The organism is Streptomyces sp. NPDC012888, assembly GCF_042900645.1.
Taxonomy (GTDB): Bacteria; Actinomycetota; Actinomycetes; order Streptomycetales; family Streptomycetaceae; genus Streptomyces.
On record NZ_JBIBBM010000002.1, the window covers coordinates 534,315 to 549,336 of the forward strand.

General features: G+C 74.5%; 15 protein-coding genes and 1 pseudogene. 8 read left to right on the plus strand and 8 right to left on the minus strand.

The window, feature by feature from the left end; all coding sequences use genetic code 11:
- Nucleotides 1-22: 22 nt before the first annotated feature.
- The 3 genes and pseudogenes from ACFY61_RS04725 to ACFY61_RS04735 form a co-directional block, all read left to right on the plus strand.
- The gene (locus ACFY61_RS04725) at nt 23-109 is read left to right on the plus strand and encodes a putative leader peptide (protein WP_389467036.1); all 87 of its coding nucleotides are present in this window, start codon (nt 23-25) and stop codon (nt 107-109) included.
- A gap of 69 nt (nt 110-178) precedes the next feature.
- The gene (locus ACFY61_RS04730) at nt 179-715 is read left to right on the plus strand and encodes a cysteine dioxygenase (protein WP_389466919.1); all 537 of its coding nucleotides are present in this window, start codon (nt 179-181) and stop codon (nt 713-715) included.
- Nucleotides 712-1,107 (plus strand): annotated as a pseudogene (locus ACFY61_RS04735) (rhodanese-like domain-containing protein); the annotation flags it as partial. The gene ACFY61_RS04730 and the pseudogene ACFY61_RS04735, both read left to right, overlap by 4 nt.
- 80 nt (nt 1,108-1,187) lie before the next feature.
- Here the strand turns inward: ACFY61_RS04735 and recX are convergent.
- Together recX and recA are read right to left on the minus strand one after the other, a co-directional pair.
- On the minus strand, nt 1,188-1,748 hold the full coding sequence (gene recX, locus ACFY61_RS04740) for a recombination regulator RecX (protein ID WP_389466922.1): 561 nt from the start codon (nt 1,746-1,748) through the stop codon (nt 1,188-1,190).
- 3 nt (nt 1,749-1,751) lie between these two features.
- The gene (recA, locus tag ACFY61_RS04745) at nt 1,752-2,882 is read right to left on the minus strand and encodes a recombinase RecA (protein WP_389466926.1); all 1,131 of its coding nucleotides are present in this window, start codon (nt 2,880-2,882) and stop codon (nt 1,752-1,754) included.
- 231 nt (nt 2,883-3,113) lie between these two features.
- Between recA and ACFY61_RS04750 the strand changes: the two genes are divergently transcribed.
- The gene (locus ACFY61_RS04750; RefSeq protein ID WP_389466928.1) at nt 3,114-3,545 is read left to right on the plus strand and encodes a VOC family protein; all 432 of its coding nucleotides are present in this window, start codon (nt 3,114-3,116) and stop codon (nt 3,543-3,545) included.
- Nucleotides 3,546-3,607: 62 nt separating this feature from the next.
- On the opposite strand, the gene ACFY61_RS04755 is transcribed toward ACFY61_RS04750, so the two are convergent.
- Nucleotides 3,608-4,021, minus strand: a complete 414-nt coding sequence (locus ACFY61_RS04755) for a DUF5997 family protein (protein WP_389466929.1) — start codon at nt 4,019-4,021, stop codon at nt 3,608-3,610.
- A 57-nt stretch (nt 4,022-4,078) separates the two neighbouring features.
- Between ACFY61_RS04755 and ACFY61_RS04760 the strand changes: the two genes are divergently transcribed.
- Together ACFY61_RS04760 and ACFY61_RS04765 are read left to right on the plus strand one after the other, a co-directional pair.
- Nucleotides 4,079-4,876 carry a LysR family transcriptional regulator substrate-binding protein gene (locus tag ACFY61_RS04760; protein WP_389466932.1) on the plus strand — a complete coding sequence of 266 codons (798 nt, stop codon included), beginning with the start codon at nt 4,079-4,081 and terminating at the stop codon, nt 4,874-4,876.
- Nucleotides 4,877-4,975: 99 nt separating this feature from the next.
- Nucleotides 4,976-5,737 carry a Clp protease N-terminal domain-containing protein gene (locus tag ACFY61_RS04765; protein WP_389466934.1) on the plus strand — a complete coding sequence of 254 codons (762 nt, stop codon included), beginning with the start codon at nt 4,976-4,978 and terminating at the stop codon, nt 5,735-5,737.
- Here the strand turns inward: ACFY61_RS04765 and ACFY61_RS04770 are convergent.
- Both ACFY61_RS04770 and ACFY61_RS04775 read right to left on the minus strand, forming a co-directional pair.
- A complete protein-coding gene (locus ACFY61_RS04770) occupies nt 5,673-6,770 on the minus strand; it encodes an AI-2E family transporter (protein ID WP_389467037.1) in 1,098 nt (365 codons plus the stop codon). The genes ACFY61_RS04765 and ACFY61_RS04770 overlap by 65 nt on opposite strands.
- 281 nt (nt 6,771-7,051) lie before the next feature.
- Entirely contained in the window at nt 7,052-7,246 is a 195-nt protein-coding gene (locus ACFY61_RS04775) for a DUF3046 domain-containing protein (RefSeq protein ID WP_389466936.1), read from the minus strand.
- Between the two features lie 79 nt (nt 7,247-7,325).
- Between ACFY61_RS04775 and ACFY61_RS04780 the strand changes: the two genes are divergently transcribed.
- Nucleotides 7,326-8,348 carry a hypothetical protein gene (locus ACFY61_RS04780; RefSeq protein ID WP_389466938.1) on the plus strand — a complete coding sequence of 341 codons (1,023 nt, stop codon included), beginning with the start codon at nt 7,326-7,328 and terminating at the stop codon, nt 8,346-8,348.
- Here ACFY61_RS04780 and ACFY61_RS04785 read toward each other — a convergent pair.
- Genes ACFY61_RS04785 through ACFY61_RS04795 form a run of 3 tightly spaced genes read right to left on the minus strand, consistent with a single transcriptional unit; the run spans nt 8,317 to nt 10,328 of the window.
- Complete coding sequence (locus ACFY61_RS04785) at nt 8,317-8,625, minus strand: AzlD domain-containing protein (protein ID WP_389466940.1); 309 nt, start codon at nt 8,623-8,625, stop codon at nt 8,317-8,319. The two genes, ACFY61_RS04780 and ACFY61_RS04785, sit on opposite strands and share 32 nt — an antisense overlap.
- Nucleotides 8,622-9,419 (minus strand): AzlC family ABC transporter permease, encoded by a 798-nt coding sequence (locus ACFY61_RS04790; protein WP_389466943.1) that lies wholly within the window; start codon nt 9,417-9,419, stop codon nt 8,622-8,624. The genes ACFY61_RS04785 and ACFY61_RS04790 overlap by 4 nt, the downstream gene beginning before the upstream one ends.
- Nucleotides 9,420-9,479: 60 nt before the next feature.
- Nucleotides 9,480-10,328, minus strand: a complete 849-nt coding sequence (locus ACFY61_RS04795) for a helix-turn-helix domain-containing protein (RefSeq protein WP_389466946.1) — start codon at nt 10,326-10,328, stop codon at nt 9,480-9,482.
- 81 nt (nt 10,329-10,409) lie between these two features.
- On the opposite strand from ACFY61_RS04795, the gene ACFY61_RS04800 reads away from it, so the two are divergent.
- On the plus strand, nt 10,410-15,014 hold the full coding sequence (locus ACFY61_RS04800) for a DEAD/DEAH box helicase (protein WP_389466949.1): 4,605 nt from the start codon (nt 10,410-10,412) through the stop codon (nt 15,012-15,014).
- Nucleotides 15,015-15,022 lie beyond the last annotated feature (8 nt).

The window sequence follows — 15,022 nt, forward strand, 5'->3', positions numbered from 1 at the left end:
CGGCCGTGGTTCACTCGCCGACATGACCGGCACCGACGTACTCCTCTGGCGGAGGGTCCACATGGACCTGCTCCGCTACGCGGGCTGCGTCTGTCGCCCCTCCTGTTGATTCGCCCCCACCTCACTTCCCGCGCGCCCCGGCGCGCGCTTCCGCGAACCCACAGGACGGTCACACCCCATGTCCGCACCCTTGTACGCCCCTGCCCGCCTGGCGCACGCCGCCGGCCCCACCGCCGCCGAACTCCTCGACTTCGCCCTGCGCACCGCCGCCGACCCCGCGGTGGTCGCCTCGCTCCCGCTGGATCCGGAGGGCCGCACCTGGGTGCGGCTGGACGGGCCGGGCGGCAGCGAGGCCTGGCTGATCGGCTGGCCGCCGGGCACCGGCACCGGCTGGCACGACCACGCCGAGTCCCGCGGCGCCTTCGCCACCGCGCGCGGCCGGCTGACCGAGCACTCCCTCGCGGTCCGGCTCCCCTCGGAGGGCTGGCAGAGCCTGGTGCTGGCGGAGGGGCACGACCGCAGCCGCACGCTGGAGCCGGGCAGGGGGCGGGCGTTCGGCGAGTACCACGTCCACGAGGTGCTCAACGAGTCCACGACCGAGCACGCCGTCTCGGTGCACGCCTACTACCCGCCGCTGCCGCTGATCCGCCGCTACGGGCGGACCGGCCCCGTGCTCACCCTGGAGCACGTCGAGCGCCCGGCGGACTGGCAGTGACCGCGGCGCAGCAGCCGGCCCCGACCGGCATCGACGCGCACCTGGAACGGATCCGCGGCGGCTACCGGCGGATCGGGGCGAGGGAGGCGTTCGCGGCGGCCGGGGCCGGCGAGGCCCTGCTGGTCGACATCCGCTACCAGGCGCTGCGCGAACGGGACGGGCTGATCCCGGGTGCCCTGGTGGTGGAGCGGAACGAGCTGGAGTGGCGGCTGGACCCCTGGGGCAGCCACCGCACGCCCGCCGCGACCGGTCACGACCTGCGCTGGGTGGTGGTGTGCGACGAGGGGTACGCCTCCAGCCTCGCGGCGGCGTCCCTGCACCAGCTCGGCCTGCACCGGGCCACCGATCTGGTGGGCGGGTTCCAGGCGTGGAAGGCGGCCGGGCTGCCCGTGGTCCAGCCGCCCGGGGGTGCGGTCGGTGGGAGGGGATCCGCCGGCCGCGCCCGGCCCGCCCGTGGAGGCCACGGGCCGGGTCACAGGTCGTAGGGCAGGTCCTCGGTTTCCTCGCCCTCTTCCTCCAGGGCGCGGCGGACCACCCGCAGGGCCATGCCCTCGGGATACCCCTTCCGGGCGAGCATGCCGGCGAGGCGGCGTACGCGTTTGTCGCGGTCGAGGCCGCGGGTGCCGCGGAGCTTGCGGGCCACCAGCTCGCGGGCGGTCTCCTCCTCCTGGTCGGAGTCGAGCAGTTCCAGGGCCTCGGCGACCAGGCTTCCGTCGACGCCCTTGGTGCGGAGCTCGCGGGCGAGTGCCCGGCGCGCGAGGCCGCGTCCCCGGTGCCGGGACTCGACCCAGGCGCCGGCGAACGCCGCGTCGTCGATCAGGCCGACCTCCTCGAAGCGGGAGAGGACCTCCTCCGACACCTCGTCGGGGATCCCCCGCTTGTGCAGGGCGTCGGCGAGCTGTCTGCGGGTGCGCGGGCTCCCGGTGAGCAGGCGCAGGCAGATCGCCCGCGCCTGCTCCTCGGGACTCTGGGGCGGCAGCTCCCGCTCGGCCCTCGACGAGCGGTCGGCGCCGTCCCCGTCGTACTCCCGCACCGGTCAGCTCTTGGCCGCGGCGGCCTTGACCGTCTTGGCCTTCGACGCCGACGCCGGGGCGGGCACGGCCTTGGCCGCGTCCTCGGCGGCCCCCTCCGCGGCCGCGGCGTCCGCGGGCTGGGCGGTCTTGGCGTCCTTGCGGACCCCCACGCCCAGCTTCTCCTTGATCTTCCGCTCGATCTCGTTGGCGAGGTCGGGGTTGTCCTTCAGGAAGTTGCGGGCGTTCTCCTTGCCCTGGCCGAGCTGGTCGCCCTCGTACGTGTACCAGGCGCCGGCCTTGCGGATGAAGCCGTGCTCCACGCCCATGTCGATCAGGCCGCCCTCGCGGCTGATGCCCTGGCCGTAGAGGATGTCGAACTCGGCCTGCTTGAAGGGCGGCGCGACCTTGTTCTTGACGACCTTGCAGCGGGTGCGGTTGCCGACCGCCTCGGTGCCGTCCTTGAGGGTCTCGATGCGGCGGATGTCGATGCGCACCGAGGCGTAGAACTTCAGGGCCCGGCCACCGGTCGTGGTCTCCGGGGAGCCGAACATCACGCCGATCTTCTCGCGGAGCTGGTTGATGAAGATCGCGGTGGTCTTGGACTGGTTCAGCGCGCTGGTGATCTTCCGGAGCGCCTGGCTCATCAGACGGGCCTGGAGACCGACGTGCGAGTCGCCCATCTCGCCCTCGATCTCGGCACGCGGCACGAGCGCGGCGACGGAGTCGATGACGATGAGGTCGAGCGCACCGGAGCGGACCAGCATGTCCACGATCTCCAGCGCCTGCTCGCCGGTGTCCGGCTGGGACAGGATGAGGTTGTCCGTGTCGACGCCCAGGGCCTTGGCGTACTCGGGGTCGAGCGCGTGCTCGGCGTCCACGAACGCGACGGTGCCGCCGGCCTTCTGCGCGTTGGCCACCGCGTGCAGGGTCAGGGTCGTCTTACCCGAGGACTCCGGGCCGTAGATCTCGACCACACGGCCGCGCGGCAGACCGCCGACGCCGAGGGCGATGTCCAGAGCGGTCGACCCGGTGGGGATGACCTCGATGGGGTCGTTCGGCCGGTCTCCGAGGCGCATCACGGCGCCCTTGCCGAATTGCCGTTCAATCTGTGCGAGCGCGGCGTCGAGCGCCTTCTCGCGGTCGGTGCCTGCCATGGGTTCCACCCGGTTTGCTTGAGTCGATCGCTTCACGCCAAAGACGCTAACGCCTGCCACTGACAACGCGCCGCACGCCCGGTTCGGCTGTGGACAAGCATCAGAATACGTGTTCGATTTTCCTGTCAAGCGCGCCACGCGCGGGCGTTTCGGCGTGCGCCGGAACGGCCTGGTGGGCCACGGTGGGAGTCCGTCAGGCCGGAGCCGCCGGCGTTCACGAGGAGACCGCCCATGAACTGGACGCTCGAAGTCGTCCCCGTCCCCGTCACCGACCTGGACCGGGCGAAGGAGTTCTACGCCGGCAAGGCCGGCTTCGGTGTCGACGTCGACGACCAGGTCGCCCCCGGCGTGCGCGTCATCCAGCTCACACCGCCCGGGTCGAGGTGCTCGATCGCCCTGCTGCAGGGCATGCCCCCGGCGCCGGGGACGCGGACGATGGCGCCGGGCGCCCTGCAGGGCCTCCAGCTCTGCGTCACGGACATCGAGGAGGCCCGGGCGGAACTGCTGGCGCGGGGCGTGGAGGTCTCCCCGGTCCGGCACCTCGGCGCGGCCGGGTGGGAGGAGGGCAGGGGCGCCACCTGGAACGCGTTCATGACGTTCGAGGACCCGGACGGCAACGGCTGGGTGGTGCAGGAGGCCCCGTCGGAGCTCTCGGAACGATGACGGCGGTGGCGGCGGAGGCATGACCTCCACCACCACCGCCGGATGTCGGCTCGGTGCCGGTGTCAGGAACGCGCGTCCGGGGCGCCGGCCGCGCGCTCAGCCTGCTCGGCGCGCTTCTCCTTGACGCGGGCGGCCTCCTTGCGGACCTCCGCCTGCGTCGCCCGCTCCTTCTGCAGCCACTCCGGGCTCTCCTGCTTCAGCGCCTCGATCTGCTCGGTGGTGAGCGCCTCGGTGATCCCGCCGCGGGCGAGGCCGGAGATCGACACGCCCAGCTTGGCCGCGACCACCGGGCGGGGGTGCGGGCCGTTGAGGCGCAGCTCGCGCAGCCACTCCGGCGGGTCCGACTGGAGCTTGTTCAGCTCGTCGCGGGAGACGACACCCTCCTGGAACTCCGCGGGGGTGGCCTCGAGGTACACACCCAGCTTCTTCGCCGCGGTGGCGGGCTTCATGGTCTGGGCGTTCTGGTGCGACGTCATGGGTCAAGGGTATCGAGCATGTGCGCGGGTCCCGACCACGCCCGGTAACCTGGCCGGGTGACTGGCTCGGAGGTACCCCCCGCTGTTTTCCGGCTCGCCTACGTGCCGGGGGTGACCCCGGCCAAGTGGGCGCGGATCTGGAACGAGCGCATGCCCGACATCCCGCTGACCCTGCTCCAGGTGTCCGCCACCGAGGCGGACGGGCTGCTGCGCGACTCGGAGGCCGACGCCGGGTTCGTACGCCTGCCGGTCGACCGGACGTACTTCAGCGCGATCCCCCTCTACACCGAGACGACCGTCGTCGTGGTGCCCAAGGACCACCTGGTGGCCGCCGTGGACGAGGTGACCACCGGCGACCTCGCCGACGAGATCGTGTTCCACCCGCTCGACGACACCCTCGACTGGGAGGAGCTCCCCGGGCGGCCCGCGATCGAGCGGCCGGCCACCACCGCGGACGCGATCGAGCTGGTCGCGGCGGGTGTCGGGGTGCTCGTCGTGCCGCAGTCGCTGGCCCGTCTGCACCACCGCCGGGACCTGACCTACCGGCCCGTGACGGACGCGCCGCAGTCCCAGGTGGCACTGTCCTGGCCGGAGGAGCGGACCACCGGCATGGTGGAGGACTTCATCGGGATCGTGCGCGGGCGGACGGTGAACAGCTCCCGCGGCCGCCAGTCGACGGAGGCGGCCGGGCAGGACGCCGCCGCGCAGCAGAAGCGCGCCCAGAAGAAGCCCGCGGCGAAGAAGACCGCCGCCAAGAAGTCCGTCGCGGGCAAGCCCGTCGCGCGCGGCCAGCGCGGCGGTTCCGCCGCCGCCGCCAAGCCGGCCCGCCGGGGCAAGCCCCGTCGCCGGTCCTGACCGCGGGCGGCGCCCTGGTCTCCGCCGGCCGTCGAACCACCCGAAAGAAGTGACAACCCGAGGTTGACGCCCCCGCAGGTGTCAACCTAGGGTTGCCTCATGACGAATCCTGTCGTGGAACCCGTACGGATGACCAACCCGGTACGCCTCGACGAGCTCATCGAGGCCATCAAGAACACCACCCCCGACGCCCTCCAGCAGCTCAGCGGTGCCGTCGTCGCCGCCGAAGCCCTCGGGGAGATCGCCGACCACCTCATCGGCCACTTCGTCGACCAGGCCCGCCGCTCCGGCGCCTCCTGGACCGACATCGGCCGCAGCATGGGCGTGACGCGCCAGGCCGCCCAGAAGCGCTTCGTCCCCAAGCCGGACGGCGAGACCGACATGGCGCAGGGCTTCGCCAAGTTCACCCCCCGCGCCCGCAACGTCGTCGTGACCGCGCAGAACGAGGCCCGGGCCGCCGGCAACACCGAGATCCGCACCGAACACCTGCTGCTCGGCCTGCTCGCCGAGCCCGAGGGCCTGGCCGCCACGGTCCTGCGCGGCCAGGGCGTCGAGGCGGACGCCGTACGGGCCGCGGCGACGGCCGGGCTGCCCGACCCGGTCGAGGAGGTGCCCGACCTGGTCCCGTTCGACGCCGGCGCCAAGAAGGCCCTGGAACTGACCTTCCGCGAGGCCCTGAGACTGGGCCACGGCTACGTGGGCACCGAGCACATACTGCTCGCCCTGCTGGAGCAGGAGCACGGCGAAGGCGTGCTCAGCGGGCTCGGCGCCGACAAGTCGCGGGCCGAGACGGCCGTCACCGAGGCCCTGGCCTCCATCCTCGGAGACGGGAGCGACGGGACGACCGGCCCCCGCCCGTAGCCTCCTCGGTCACCTCGTAGCGCCTGACGTAGGCACCTAGGAAGGCCTGCAGGGTGGCCACGGCCGGGATCGCGATCAGCGCGCCCACGGCACCGAGCAGGGCGGTGCCCGCGATGACGGACCCGAAGGCCACCGCCGGATGGATGTCCACCGTCTTCGACGTCAGCTTCGGCTGGAGCATGTAGTTCTCGAACTGCTGGTACACCACCACGAAACCCAGCACGTAGAGCGCGTACCAGGGGTTGACGGTGAAGGCGATCAGCATCGGCAGCGCACCGGCCAGATAGGTGCCGATCGTGGGGATGAACTGCGAGACCAGACCCACCCACACGGCCAGGGCGGGCGCGTAGTCCATGTCCAGGCTCACGAAGAGGACGTAGTGGGCGATGCCGGAGATCAGCGCCATCAGCCCGCGGGAGTAGAGGTAGCCGCCGGTCTTGGTGACCGCGATCTCCCAGGCCCGCAGGACCTCCGACTGCTTGGCGGGCGGCAGGACGGAGCACAGCGCGCGGCGCAGCCGCGGTCCGTCGGCCGCGAAGTAGAAGGCGAACAGGCCGATCGTGAGCAGTTTGAACAGCCCGCCGAGCACGGTGGCGGACACGTCGAGCACCCCGCTCGCGCTGTTCTGGACGTACTTCTGGAGCCAGTCGGAGCGCAGCAGGCTGTCCTGGATCGCCAGCCGGGACAGCTCGGTGTCGAAGGTGCGGTTGATCGAGCCGATCACGTCGTCGAGGTACCGCGGGAAGTCCTCGATGATCTGGATGATCTGCCCGGCCAGCATCGACCCGAGCAGCACCACGAAGCCCACGGCGAAGGCGAGGACGGCGAGGAAGACGAGGAAGGTGGCCAGTCCGCGGCGCATGCCCCGGGCAGACATCCGGGAGACGGCCGGTTCGATCGCGAGTGCGAGGAAGAAGGCGATCAGGACGTTGACGATCAGACCGATGAGCTGGTGGAAGGCCCAGCTGCCCAGCTGGAAGCAGGCGTAGAGGGCCAGGACGAGCACCACGGCGCGGGGCAGCCAGCGCGGCATCCGCGCCCCGGGGTCCACCGCGGTGCGCCCGCGCGGGCCGGGGCCGCCCCGGCCCGAACCGGCGGGTTCGGTGGTTCTCGGGTCCCCGCCCTGCCGGTCGGTTGCCTGTGGTTCCCGGTCGTCGCCGGGACGCGGCCGGGGCGGTACGGCGGCGCCGGGCTCGGCCGGGGTCCGGTCGGGCGGTCGGGTGGTCTCGTCTGTGGCTGCCACCGGGCCAGTCTCCCAAACCGGTGCGGCGTTCTGCCGGGCCGGCGGCGTACGGCCCCGGCCGGGGCGTCGGTTCAGCGCAGGTGGGCGGGGATGTCCACGGCGGCGCACACCGCGCGCCAGACGTCCTTGGTCTCCCAGCCGGCATCGAGCGCCTGGTGGATCGTCCGCCCGCCCAGTTCCGTCATCACGTGGTCACGCGCGAAGGAGTCCGCGTAGGCGGGGCCGAAGTGCTCCGCCATCCGTTCCCAGAAAATCGTCAACCGCATGGGACCAGTATCCCGCCCCGGAGAGTGCACCCCGGCGGTTCGGGTCACCCGGGGCCGGGCGCCGACCTACGGTGCGGCCATGGCCGGAACCACAGACCCAGCGGACACAGCAGGCGCACCGGTGACACCGGAGACGGGGGCCACGGCGGGTGCGGGCGGTTCACCGCTCGCCCGCGCCGAACGCTTCGTCTGGCTCACCGCCCGCGTGCTGGAGCAGCGGCGCTTCGCGTTCCACTTCCTCGGCGGAGGCGCCGACCCGGTGGACGCGGCGCTCGGCCCGTACCTCAACGAGGACGGCGGCTTCGGCTTCGCCCTCGACCCCGACCTGCGCGGCCCGGTCAGCCAGCCGCTGCACGCCGGCTACGCCCTGCGGATCCTGGACTCCCTGGGCCGGTGCTCCGGGCAGCGCGTCGAGCGGCTGTGCGGCCAGCTGAGCCGGGTCTCGACCCCGGACGGAGCGCTTCCGGTGGTGGTCCCGGCGCCGCGCGACCACCCGTCGGCCCCGTACCACCCGGTGCCGGACGATCCGCCGGGCGAGCTGCTGGCCACCGGCCCGGTGGTCGGGCTGCTGCACCGCAACCAGGTCTGGCACGCGTGGCTGTTCCGGGCCACCGAGTTCTGCTGGGAGCGGGTGGAGACCATGCGCGTACCCCGTCCGTACGAGGTCCAGGCCGCGGTGGCGTTCCTGGACGGCGTCCCGGACCGGCCCCGGGCGGCGGCGGCCGCCGACCGGCTGGGGCGGCTGGTGCGGGCCCACGGCCTCGCCGTGCTCGACCCCGGGCGGTACGCGGACCACCCGGTGTCACCCGGGGTCGCGCCCGGCGAGCAGCTGTTCCCGCACGACTTCGCGCGGCGCCCGGAGTCGCTGGCGCGCGGCTGGTTCACCGCCGAGGAACTGTCCCGTTCGCTGGACTTCCTGGCGTCCCGGCAGGAGGACGACGGCGGCTGGCCGGTGCCCCGGCGGGCCTGGGCGCCGGGCAGCACGCTGGAGCAGCGGCCGGTCGCCACGGTGGAGGCGCTGCTGACCCTGCGCGCGTACGGCCGGCCCGTCGGCGGTACGGGCGGGGGCGTCAGCCGCCCAGTGCCCGCACCCCGGCGGTGACCGCCACGGCCGCGCCGACCACCACGAGGAACGGGGCGCGCAGCACGAGCGCCAGCCCGGCGGCGGCCAGGCCCGCGGCCCGGGCGTCGACGACCAGCGCGGAGCCCGTGCTGAAGGTCTGCTGGGCGGTGAGCGCCGCCAGCAGGGCGACCGGCAGCAGGGCGGCGAGCCGCTGCACCAGCGGCCGCTCCAGGGTTCCGGCGGGGACGAGCAGCCCGGCGAGCTTGAGCAGGTAGCAGCCGGCGACGGTGGCGCCGATGGCGATCCAGACGTTCACGGACGGTCTCCCTTCGGGCTGCGCCCCTTCAGGAAGAGGACGGCGGGTGCGGCCAGGGCCGCGACGAGGACCGGGACGCCGGCCGGCAGCACCGGCAGGAAGCCCAGGCCGAGGACGAGGGCCAGCGCGGCCACCGCCCGCTCCGTGCCGGTGCGCAGCATGGGCGCGAGGAGGGCGAGGAACACGGCGGGGCCGGCGGCGTCCAGGCCCCAGGCGCGCGTGTCGCCGATGGCCTCGGCGCCGAGGGCGCCGAGCAGCGTGGTGAGGTTCCACAGCACGAACAGGGTGAGACCGGTGACGGTGAAGCCGAGCCGGGCGGCGGTGCGGTCCTTCTGGGCCAGGGCGACGGCGGCGGTCTCGTCGATGACCCAGTGCGCGGCGAGCGGCCTGACCGGGCGGGGCAGGGCGAGGAGCTGGGAGAGCCGGAGCCCGTAGAAGGCGTTGCGGGTGCCGAGGAAGAAGGCGCCGGCGGCGGCGGTGAACGGGTTGCCGCCCGCGGCGAGGGCGCCCACCAGCGCGAACTGGGAGGCGCCGGTGAACACGAGCAGGCTCAGGACGCAGGCCTGCGCCACGCTGATCCCGGCCCCCGCGGCCGTCACGCCGAACGCGAAGCCGGACAGTCCCACGGCCACGCCGACCCCGAGGGAGTCGCGCAGGACCGCGCGCCGCCCGTCCCTGGCGGCGGCGCCGGTGGTCGTGGGGTCGGCGGGGGCGGAGCCGGGTGCGGCCGCCGGTGCCGTCGTGCCCTCCGCGTCCGGTGTCTTCCGTGGGTCCACGGTCTGCTGCTCGTTCACACGGGTGACGCTATGCGGCGGCGCCCGCTCCGGTCTTGTACGTTCTTGCGGGCCGCGCGTTCAGCCCGTGGCCCGCTCCCGCCGGTACGCACCGGGCGGGACGCCCACGATCCGGGTGAAGTGCCGGTTCAGGTGCGGCTGGTCGGTGAATCCCACCGCTGTCGCCGCCTCGGCGGGCGGGGTGCCCGTCTCCAGCAGCAGCCGGGCCCGGCGGACCCGGGCGTCGGTGAGCCAGGTGTGCGGGGGCATGCCGTAGCGGTCGCGGAAGGCGCGGAGCAGGGCGAAGGGGCTGGTGCCCAGTTCGGCGGCGAGCTGTTCCAGGGACGGCGGCTCGGCGAGGCGGTCCTCCAGCAGGGCGCGGGCCCGCTCGGCGGTGTCCCGGCCGGCGCCGCGCCCGGCCCTGCGGGGCAGTGGACCGCCGTGCCGGCGGAGCATCCGGGCGACCACCGTGCGCAGCAGGCTGTCGGCGGCCAGGGCGTTGCCCTGTTCGGCGGCCCGGTGGACCTCGGTGACCAGGCGGGCGCCTTCCGCGTCCATGGTCATCGGTGTGTCGAACCCGGGGGTGCCTCGCAGGGTGGCGATCTCGGCGGCGACCTCGGCGACCAGGTCGCGGGCCGGGTAGAGGGTGGCGTAGGCCCATCCCTCGGGGACGCCGGCCCGGGCGGTGTGCGCGACCTCCGGGTTGATCAGGACCACGCTGCCGGGGCCGGCCCGCTCGGTGCCGCCGGGCAGCCCGACCTCCTCGATGCCGCCGGTGACGGCGGCGATGACGTAGCCGTCGTGGGCGTGCCGGGGGAAGGTGTGCCGGACGTAGTGGGCGCGCAGCAGGTCGAGGCCGGGCAGCTCGGGGTACTGCCAGTGCCGCGCCCACTCCCCGTCGGTCCGGTCGTTCCGGTCGCCCTTCCCCATTCCCCCATTCTGCGCTGCCGCCGGTGGACGCGTCCGCGCAGGTGGCGGCCGGTTGTCGGTGGGGCGGTGCACGATGGGGGCATGGCCGGTACCGCGCTCGATGCGTTCTCCCCCGCGACCCGCTCCTGGTTCACGGGGGCGTTTCCGGCGCCCACCTCGGCGCAGGAGGGCGCCTGGCGGGCGATCGGCGCGGGCTCGGACGTGCTGGTGGTGGCGCCGACCGGGTCGGGCAAGACGCTGGCGGCGTTCCTCGCCGCGCTGGACTCGCTGGCGTCCACCCCGCCGCCCGCCGAGCCGCGCAGGCGCTGCCGGGTGCTGTACGTGTCGCCGCTGAAGGCCCTGGCGGTGGACGTGGAGCGGAACCTGCGCAGTCCGCTGACGGGGATCCGGCAGGAGTCGGTGCGGCTGGGCCTGCCCGAGCCGGAGATCCGGGTGGGCATCCGGTCCGGGGACACCCCCGCGGCGGAGCGGCGGGCGCTGGCGAACCGTCCGCCGGACATCCTGATCACCACCCCGGAGTCCCTGTTCCTGATGCTGACCTCGGCCACCCGGGAGGCGCTGTCCGGGGTGGAGACGGTGATCCTGGACGAGGTGCACGCCGTAGCGGGCACCAAGCGGGGGGCGCACCTGGCGCTGTCGCTGGAGCGGTTGGACGAGCTGCTGCCGCGTCCGGCCCGCCGGATCGGGCTGTCGGCGACGGTGCGGCCGGTGGAGGAGGTGGCCCGCTACCTCTCGCCGCGCGGCAAGGTGGAGATCGTCCAGCCGCCGTCGGACAAGGAGTTCGACCTGTCGGTGGTCGTCCCGGTGCAAGACATGGGCGAGTTGGGCGGTTCGCCCGCGTCCGAGGGGCAGGACGGCGGGGACAAGCCGTCGATCTGGCCGCAGGTGGAGGAGCGGATCGCGGACCTGGTGCAGGCGCACCGGTCCACGATCGTGTTCGCGAACTCGCGGCGGCTGGCCGAGCGGCTGTGCAACCGGCTCAACGAGATCGCGTACGAGCGGGCCACCGGCGAGCAGTTGGGGCAGGGGGCGCCGCCGCCGGCCGAGATCATGGCCCAGTCGGGGGCCGCCGGGGGCGCTCCGCCACTGCTCGCGCGGGCGCACCACGGCTCGGTGTCCAAGGAGCAGCGGGCGCTGGTCGAGGAGGACCTGAAGGCGGGGCGGCTGCCGGCCGTGGTGGCCACGTCCAGCCTGGAGCTGGGCATCGACATGGGCGCGGTGGACCTGGTGGTGCAGGTGGAGTCGCCGCCCTCGGTGGCGTCCGGACTCCAGCGGGTGGGCCGGGCCGGGCACCAGGTCGGCGCGGTGTCGACCGGGGTGGTGTTCCCCAAGTACCGGGGGGACCTGGTGCAGGCGGCGGTGGTCACCGAGCGGATGCGCAGCGGGTCGATCGAGTCCCTGCGCATCCCGTCGAACCCCCTGGACGTGCTGGCGCAGCAGCTGGTGGCGATGACGGCGATGGACACCTGGCAGGTGGACGAGCTGATCGCGCTGGTCCGGCGGGCGGCGCCGTTCGCCGCGCTGCCCGAGTCGGCGTTCACCGCCGTGCTGGACATGCTGGCGGGGCGCTACCCGTCGGACGCCTTCGCCGAGTTGCGGCCCCGGGTGGTGTGGGACCGGGTGGCGGGTACGGTCACGGGCCGGCCGGGGGCACAGCGCCTCGCGGTCACCTCGGGCGGCACCATCCCCGACCGGGGCCTGTTCGGGGTGTTCCTGGCCGGAGCCGACCCGAAGAAGGGCGGCGGCCGGGTCGGGGAGCTCGACGAGGAGATGGTGTACGAGTCGCGGGTGGGCGACGTGTTCACCCTGGGGACCACCTCGTGGCGGATCGAGGACATCACGCGGGACCGGGTGCTGGTGTCGCCGGCGCCGGGCGTGCCGGGCCGGCTGCCGTTCTGGAAGGGCGACCAGCTGGGCCGCCCGCTGGAACTGGGGCGCGCGCTGGGCGCGTTCCTGCGCGAGGTGGGCGGCCTGTCCGCGGAGGACGCCCGGCTGCGGCTGGTGGCGGCCGGCCTGGACGCCTGGGCCGCGGACAACGTGTTGTCCTACCTGGCCGAGCAGCGCGAGGCCTGCGGGCACGTGCCGGACGACCGGACCATCGTGGTCGAGCGGTTCCGCGACGAGCTGGGCGACTGGCGGGTGGTGGTGCACTCCCCGTTCGGTGCGCAGGTGCACGCCCCGTGGGCGCTGGCGCTCGGCGCCCGCCTCACCGAGCGGTTCGGCATGGACGCGCAGGTGATGCACGCGGACGACGGGATCGTGCTGCGGCTGCCCGACGCGGACCTGATGGGGTTCGGCGCGGGGGCCGATCTGCTGGACCTCGATCCGGCCGCGCCGCCGGCGTTCGAGTTCGACGGCGAGCAGGCGCCGCTGGGCGCGGCCGACGTGGCCTTCGACAAGGGGGAGGTCGACCGGATCGTCACCGAGCAGGTGGGCGGATCGGCGCTGTTCGCCTCCCGGTTCCGTGAGTGCGCGGCCCGCGCCCTGCTGCTGCCGCGCCGCGATCCCGGCAAGCGGACGCCGCTGTGGCAGCAGCGGCAGCGGGCGGCGCAACTGCTCCAGGTGGCTTCCGAGTTCGGGTCCTTCCCGATCGTGCTGGAGGCCGTGCGGGAGTGCCTGCAGGACGTGTTCGACGTGCCGGGGCTGACCGAGCTGATGGGCGACATCGAGGCCCGCCGGGTCCGCCTGGTGGAGGTGACCACCCCGGAGCCGTCCCCGTTCGCCCGTTCCCTGCTGTTCGGTTACGTGGCCCAGTTCCTGTACGAGGGGGACTCGCCGCTGGCGGAGCGGCGGGCGGCGGCGCTGTCGCTGGACTCCCGGCTGCTCGCGGAGCTGCTGGGGCAGGCCGAGCTGCGGGAGCTGCTGGACCCGGAGGTGCTGGCGGAGCTGGAGCGGGAGCTGCAGTGGCTGACCGAGGACCGGCGGGCCAAGGACCCGGAGTCGGTGGCCGATCTGCTGCGGCTGCTCGGCCCGCTGACGGAGGCGGAGCTGGCCGAGCGTGGAGCGGAGCCGGGCTGGGCGGCGGAGCTGGCCGCGGCCCGCCGCGCGATCCGGGTGCGGATCGCGGGGGCGGACCACTGGGCGGCGGTCGAGGACGCCGGCCGGCTGCGGGACGCCCTGGGCACGGCGCTGCCGGTGGGGGTTCCGGAAGCGTTCACCGAGCCGGTCAAGGATCCGCTGGGTGACCTGCTGGCCCGGTACGCCCGTACGCACGGTCCGTTCACGACGGCCGGGGCGGCCGCCCGGTTCGGTCTCGGCGCCGCCGTCACCGACGGGGCGCTGCACCGGCTGGCGGCGGCCGGCCGGGTGGTGCAGGGCGAGTTCCATCCGGCGGGCATCGGCCAGGAGTGGTGCGACGCGACGGTGCTGCGCCGGCTGCGGCGGCGCTCGCTGGCCGCGCTGCGCCAGGAGCTGGAGCCGGTTCCGCCGACGGCCCTGGCCACCTTCCTGCCGCAGTGGCAGCACCTGGGCGGGTCGCTGCGCGGGATCGACGGCCTGGCCCGGGCGGTCGAGCAGCTGCAGGGCGCCCCGGTGCCGGCGTCGGCGCTGGAGCGCATCGTGCTGCCCTCACGGGTGGCGGGTTACGCGCCGGGCATGCTGGACGAGCTGACCACCACCGGCGAGGTGGTGTGGGCGGGGGCGGGCTCGCTGCCGGGGAAGGACGGCTGGGTGTCGCTGTACCTGGCCGACGCGGCCCCGCTGTTGCTGCCGCCCGCGCATCCGCTGGAGGCCGGTCCGCTGCACCAGGCGGTGCTGGACGCCCTCGTGGGCGGGTACGGCCTGTTCTTCCGGCAGATCGCGCAGAGCGTGCGGCAGCAGTGGCCGGAGGCCACGGACGTGCAGCTGTCGGACGCGATCTGGGAGCTGGCCTGGTCGGGGCGGCTGACCAACGACACGCTGGCCCCGCTGCGTTCGCTGCTGGGCTCGGGCCGTACGGCCGGTGCCACGGCGCACCGGGCGAAGCGGACGGTGCCGCGCGGCCGGTACGGCACGCTGAGCGCGTCGGCGTCCCGGCCGGGCCCGCCCACGGTGGCCGGCCGCTGGTCGCTGCTGCCCCTCCACGCCCCCGACCCCACCCACCGGGCGCACGCGCTGGCCCGGACCCTGCTGGACCGGCACGGGGTGGTGACGCGCGGCGCGGTCCAGGCCGAGGGCGTGGAGGGCGGTTTCAGCGCGGTCTACCGGGTGCTGTCGGCGTTCGAGGACAGCGGGCAGGCCCGCCGCGGCTACGTGGTGGAGGGGCTGGGCGCGGCCCAGTTCGCGATGGACGGGGCGGTGGACCGGCTGCGGGCGGCGGAGCGTACCCCTCCGCCGCTGGCCGCGGTGGTGCTGGCGGCCGCCGATCCGGCGAACGCGTACGGGGCGGCCCTGCCCTGGCCGGAGCCGCCGGGCGGGGTCACCCACAAGCCGGGCCGGAAGGCGGGTTCGCTGGTGGTGCTGGTCGACGGTGAGCTGGTGCTGTACCTGGAGCGGGGCGGCCGGACCCTGCTGGCCTGGCCGCCGGCGGGCGATCCGCGTCTGGAGGCGGCGACGGGGGCGCTGGTCACCGCCTCCCGGGCGGGCACGCTGCCCGCGCTGACTGTGGAGCGGATCAACACGGGCGCGGCACTGACCTCGCCGCTGGGGGCGGCCCTTGAGGCGGCGGGCTTCCACGCCACCCCGCGGGGCCTGCGCCTGAGGGGGTGAGGCCGGCC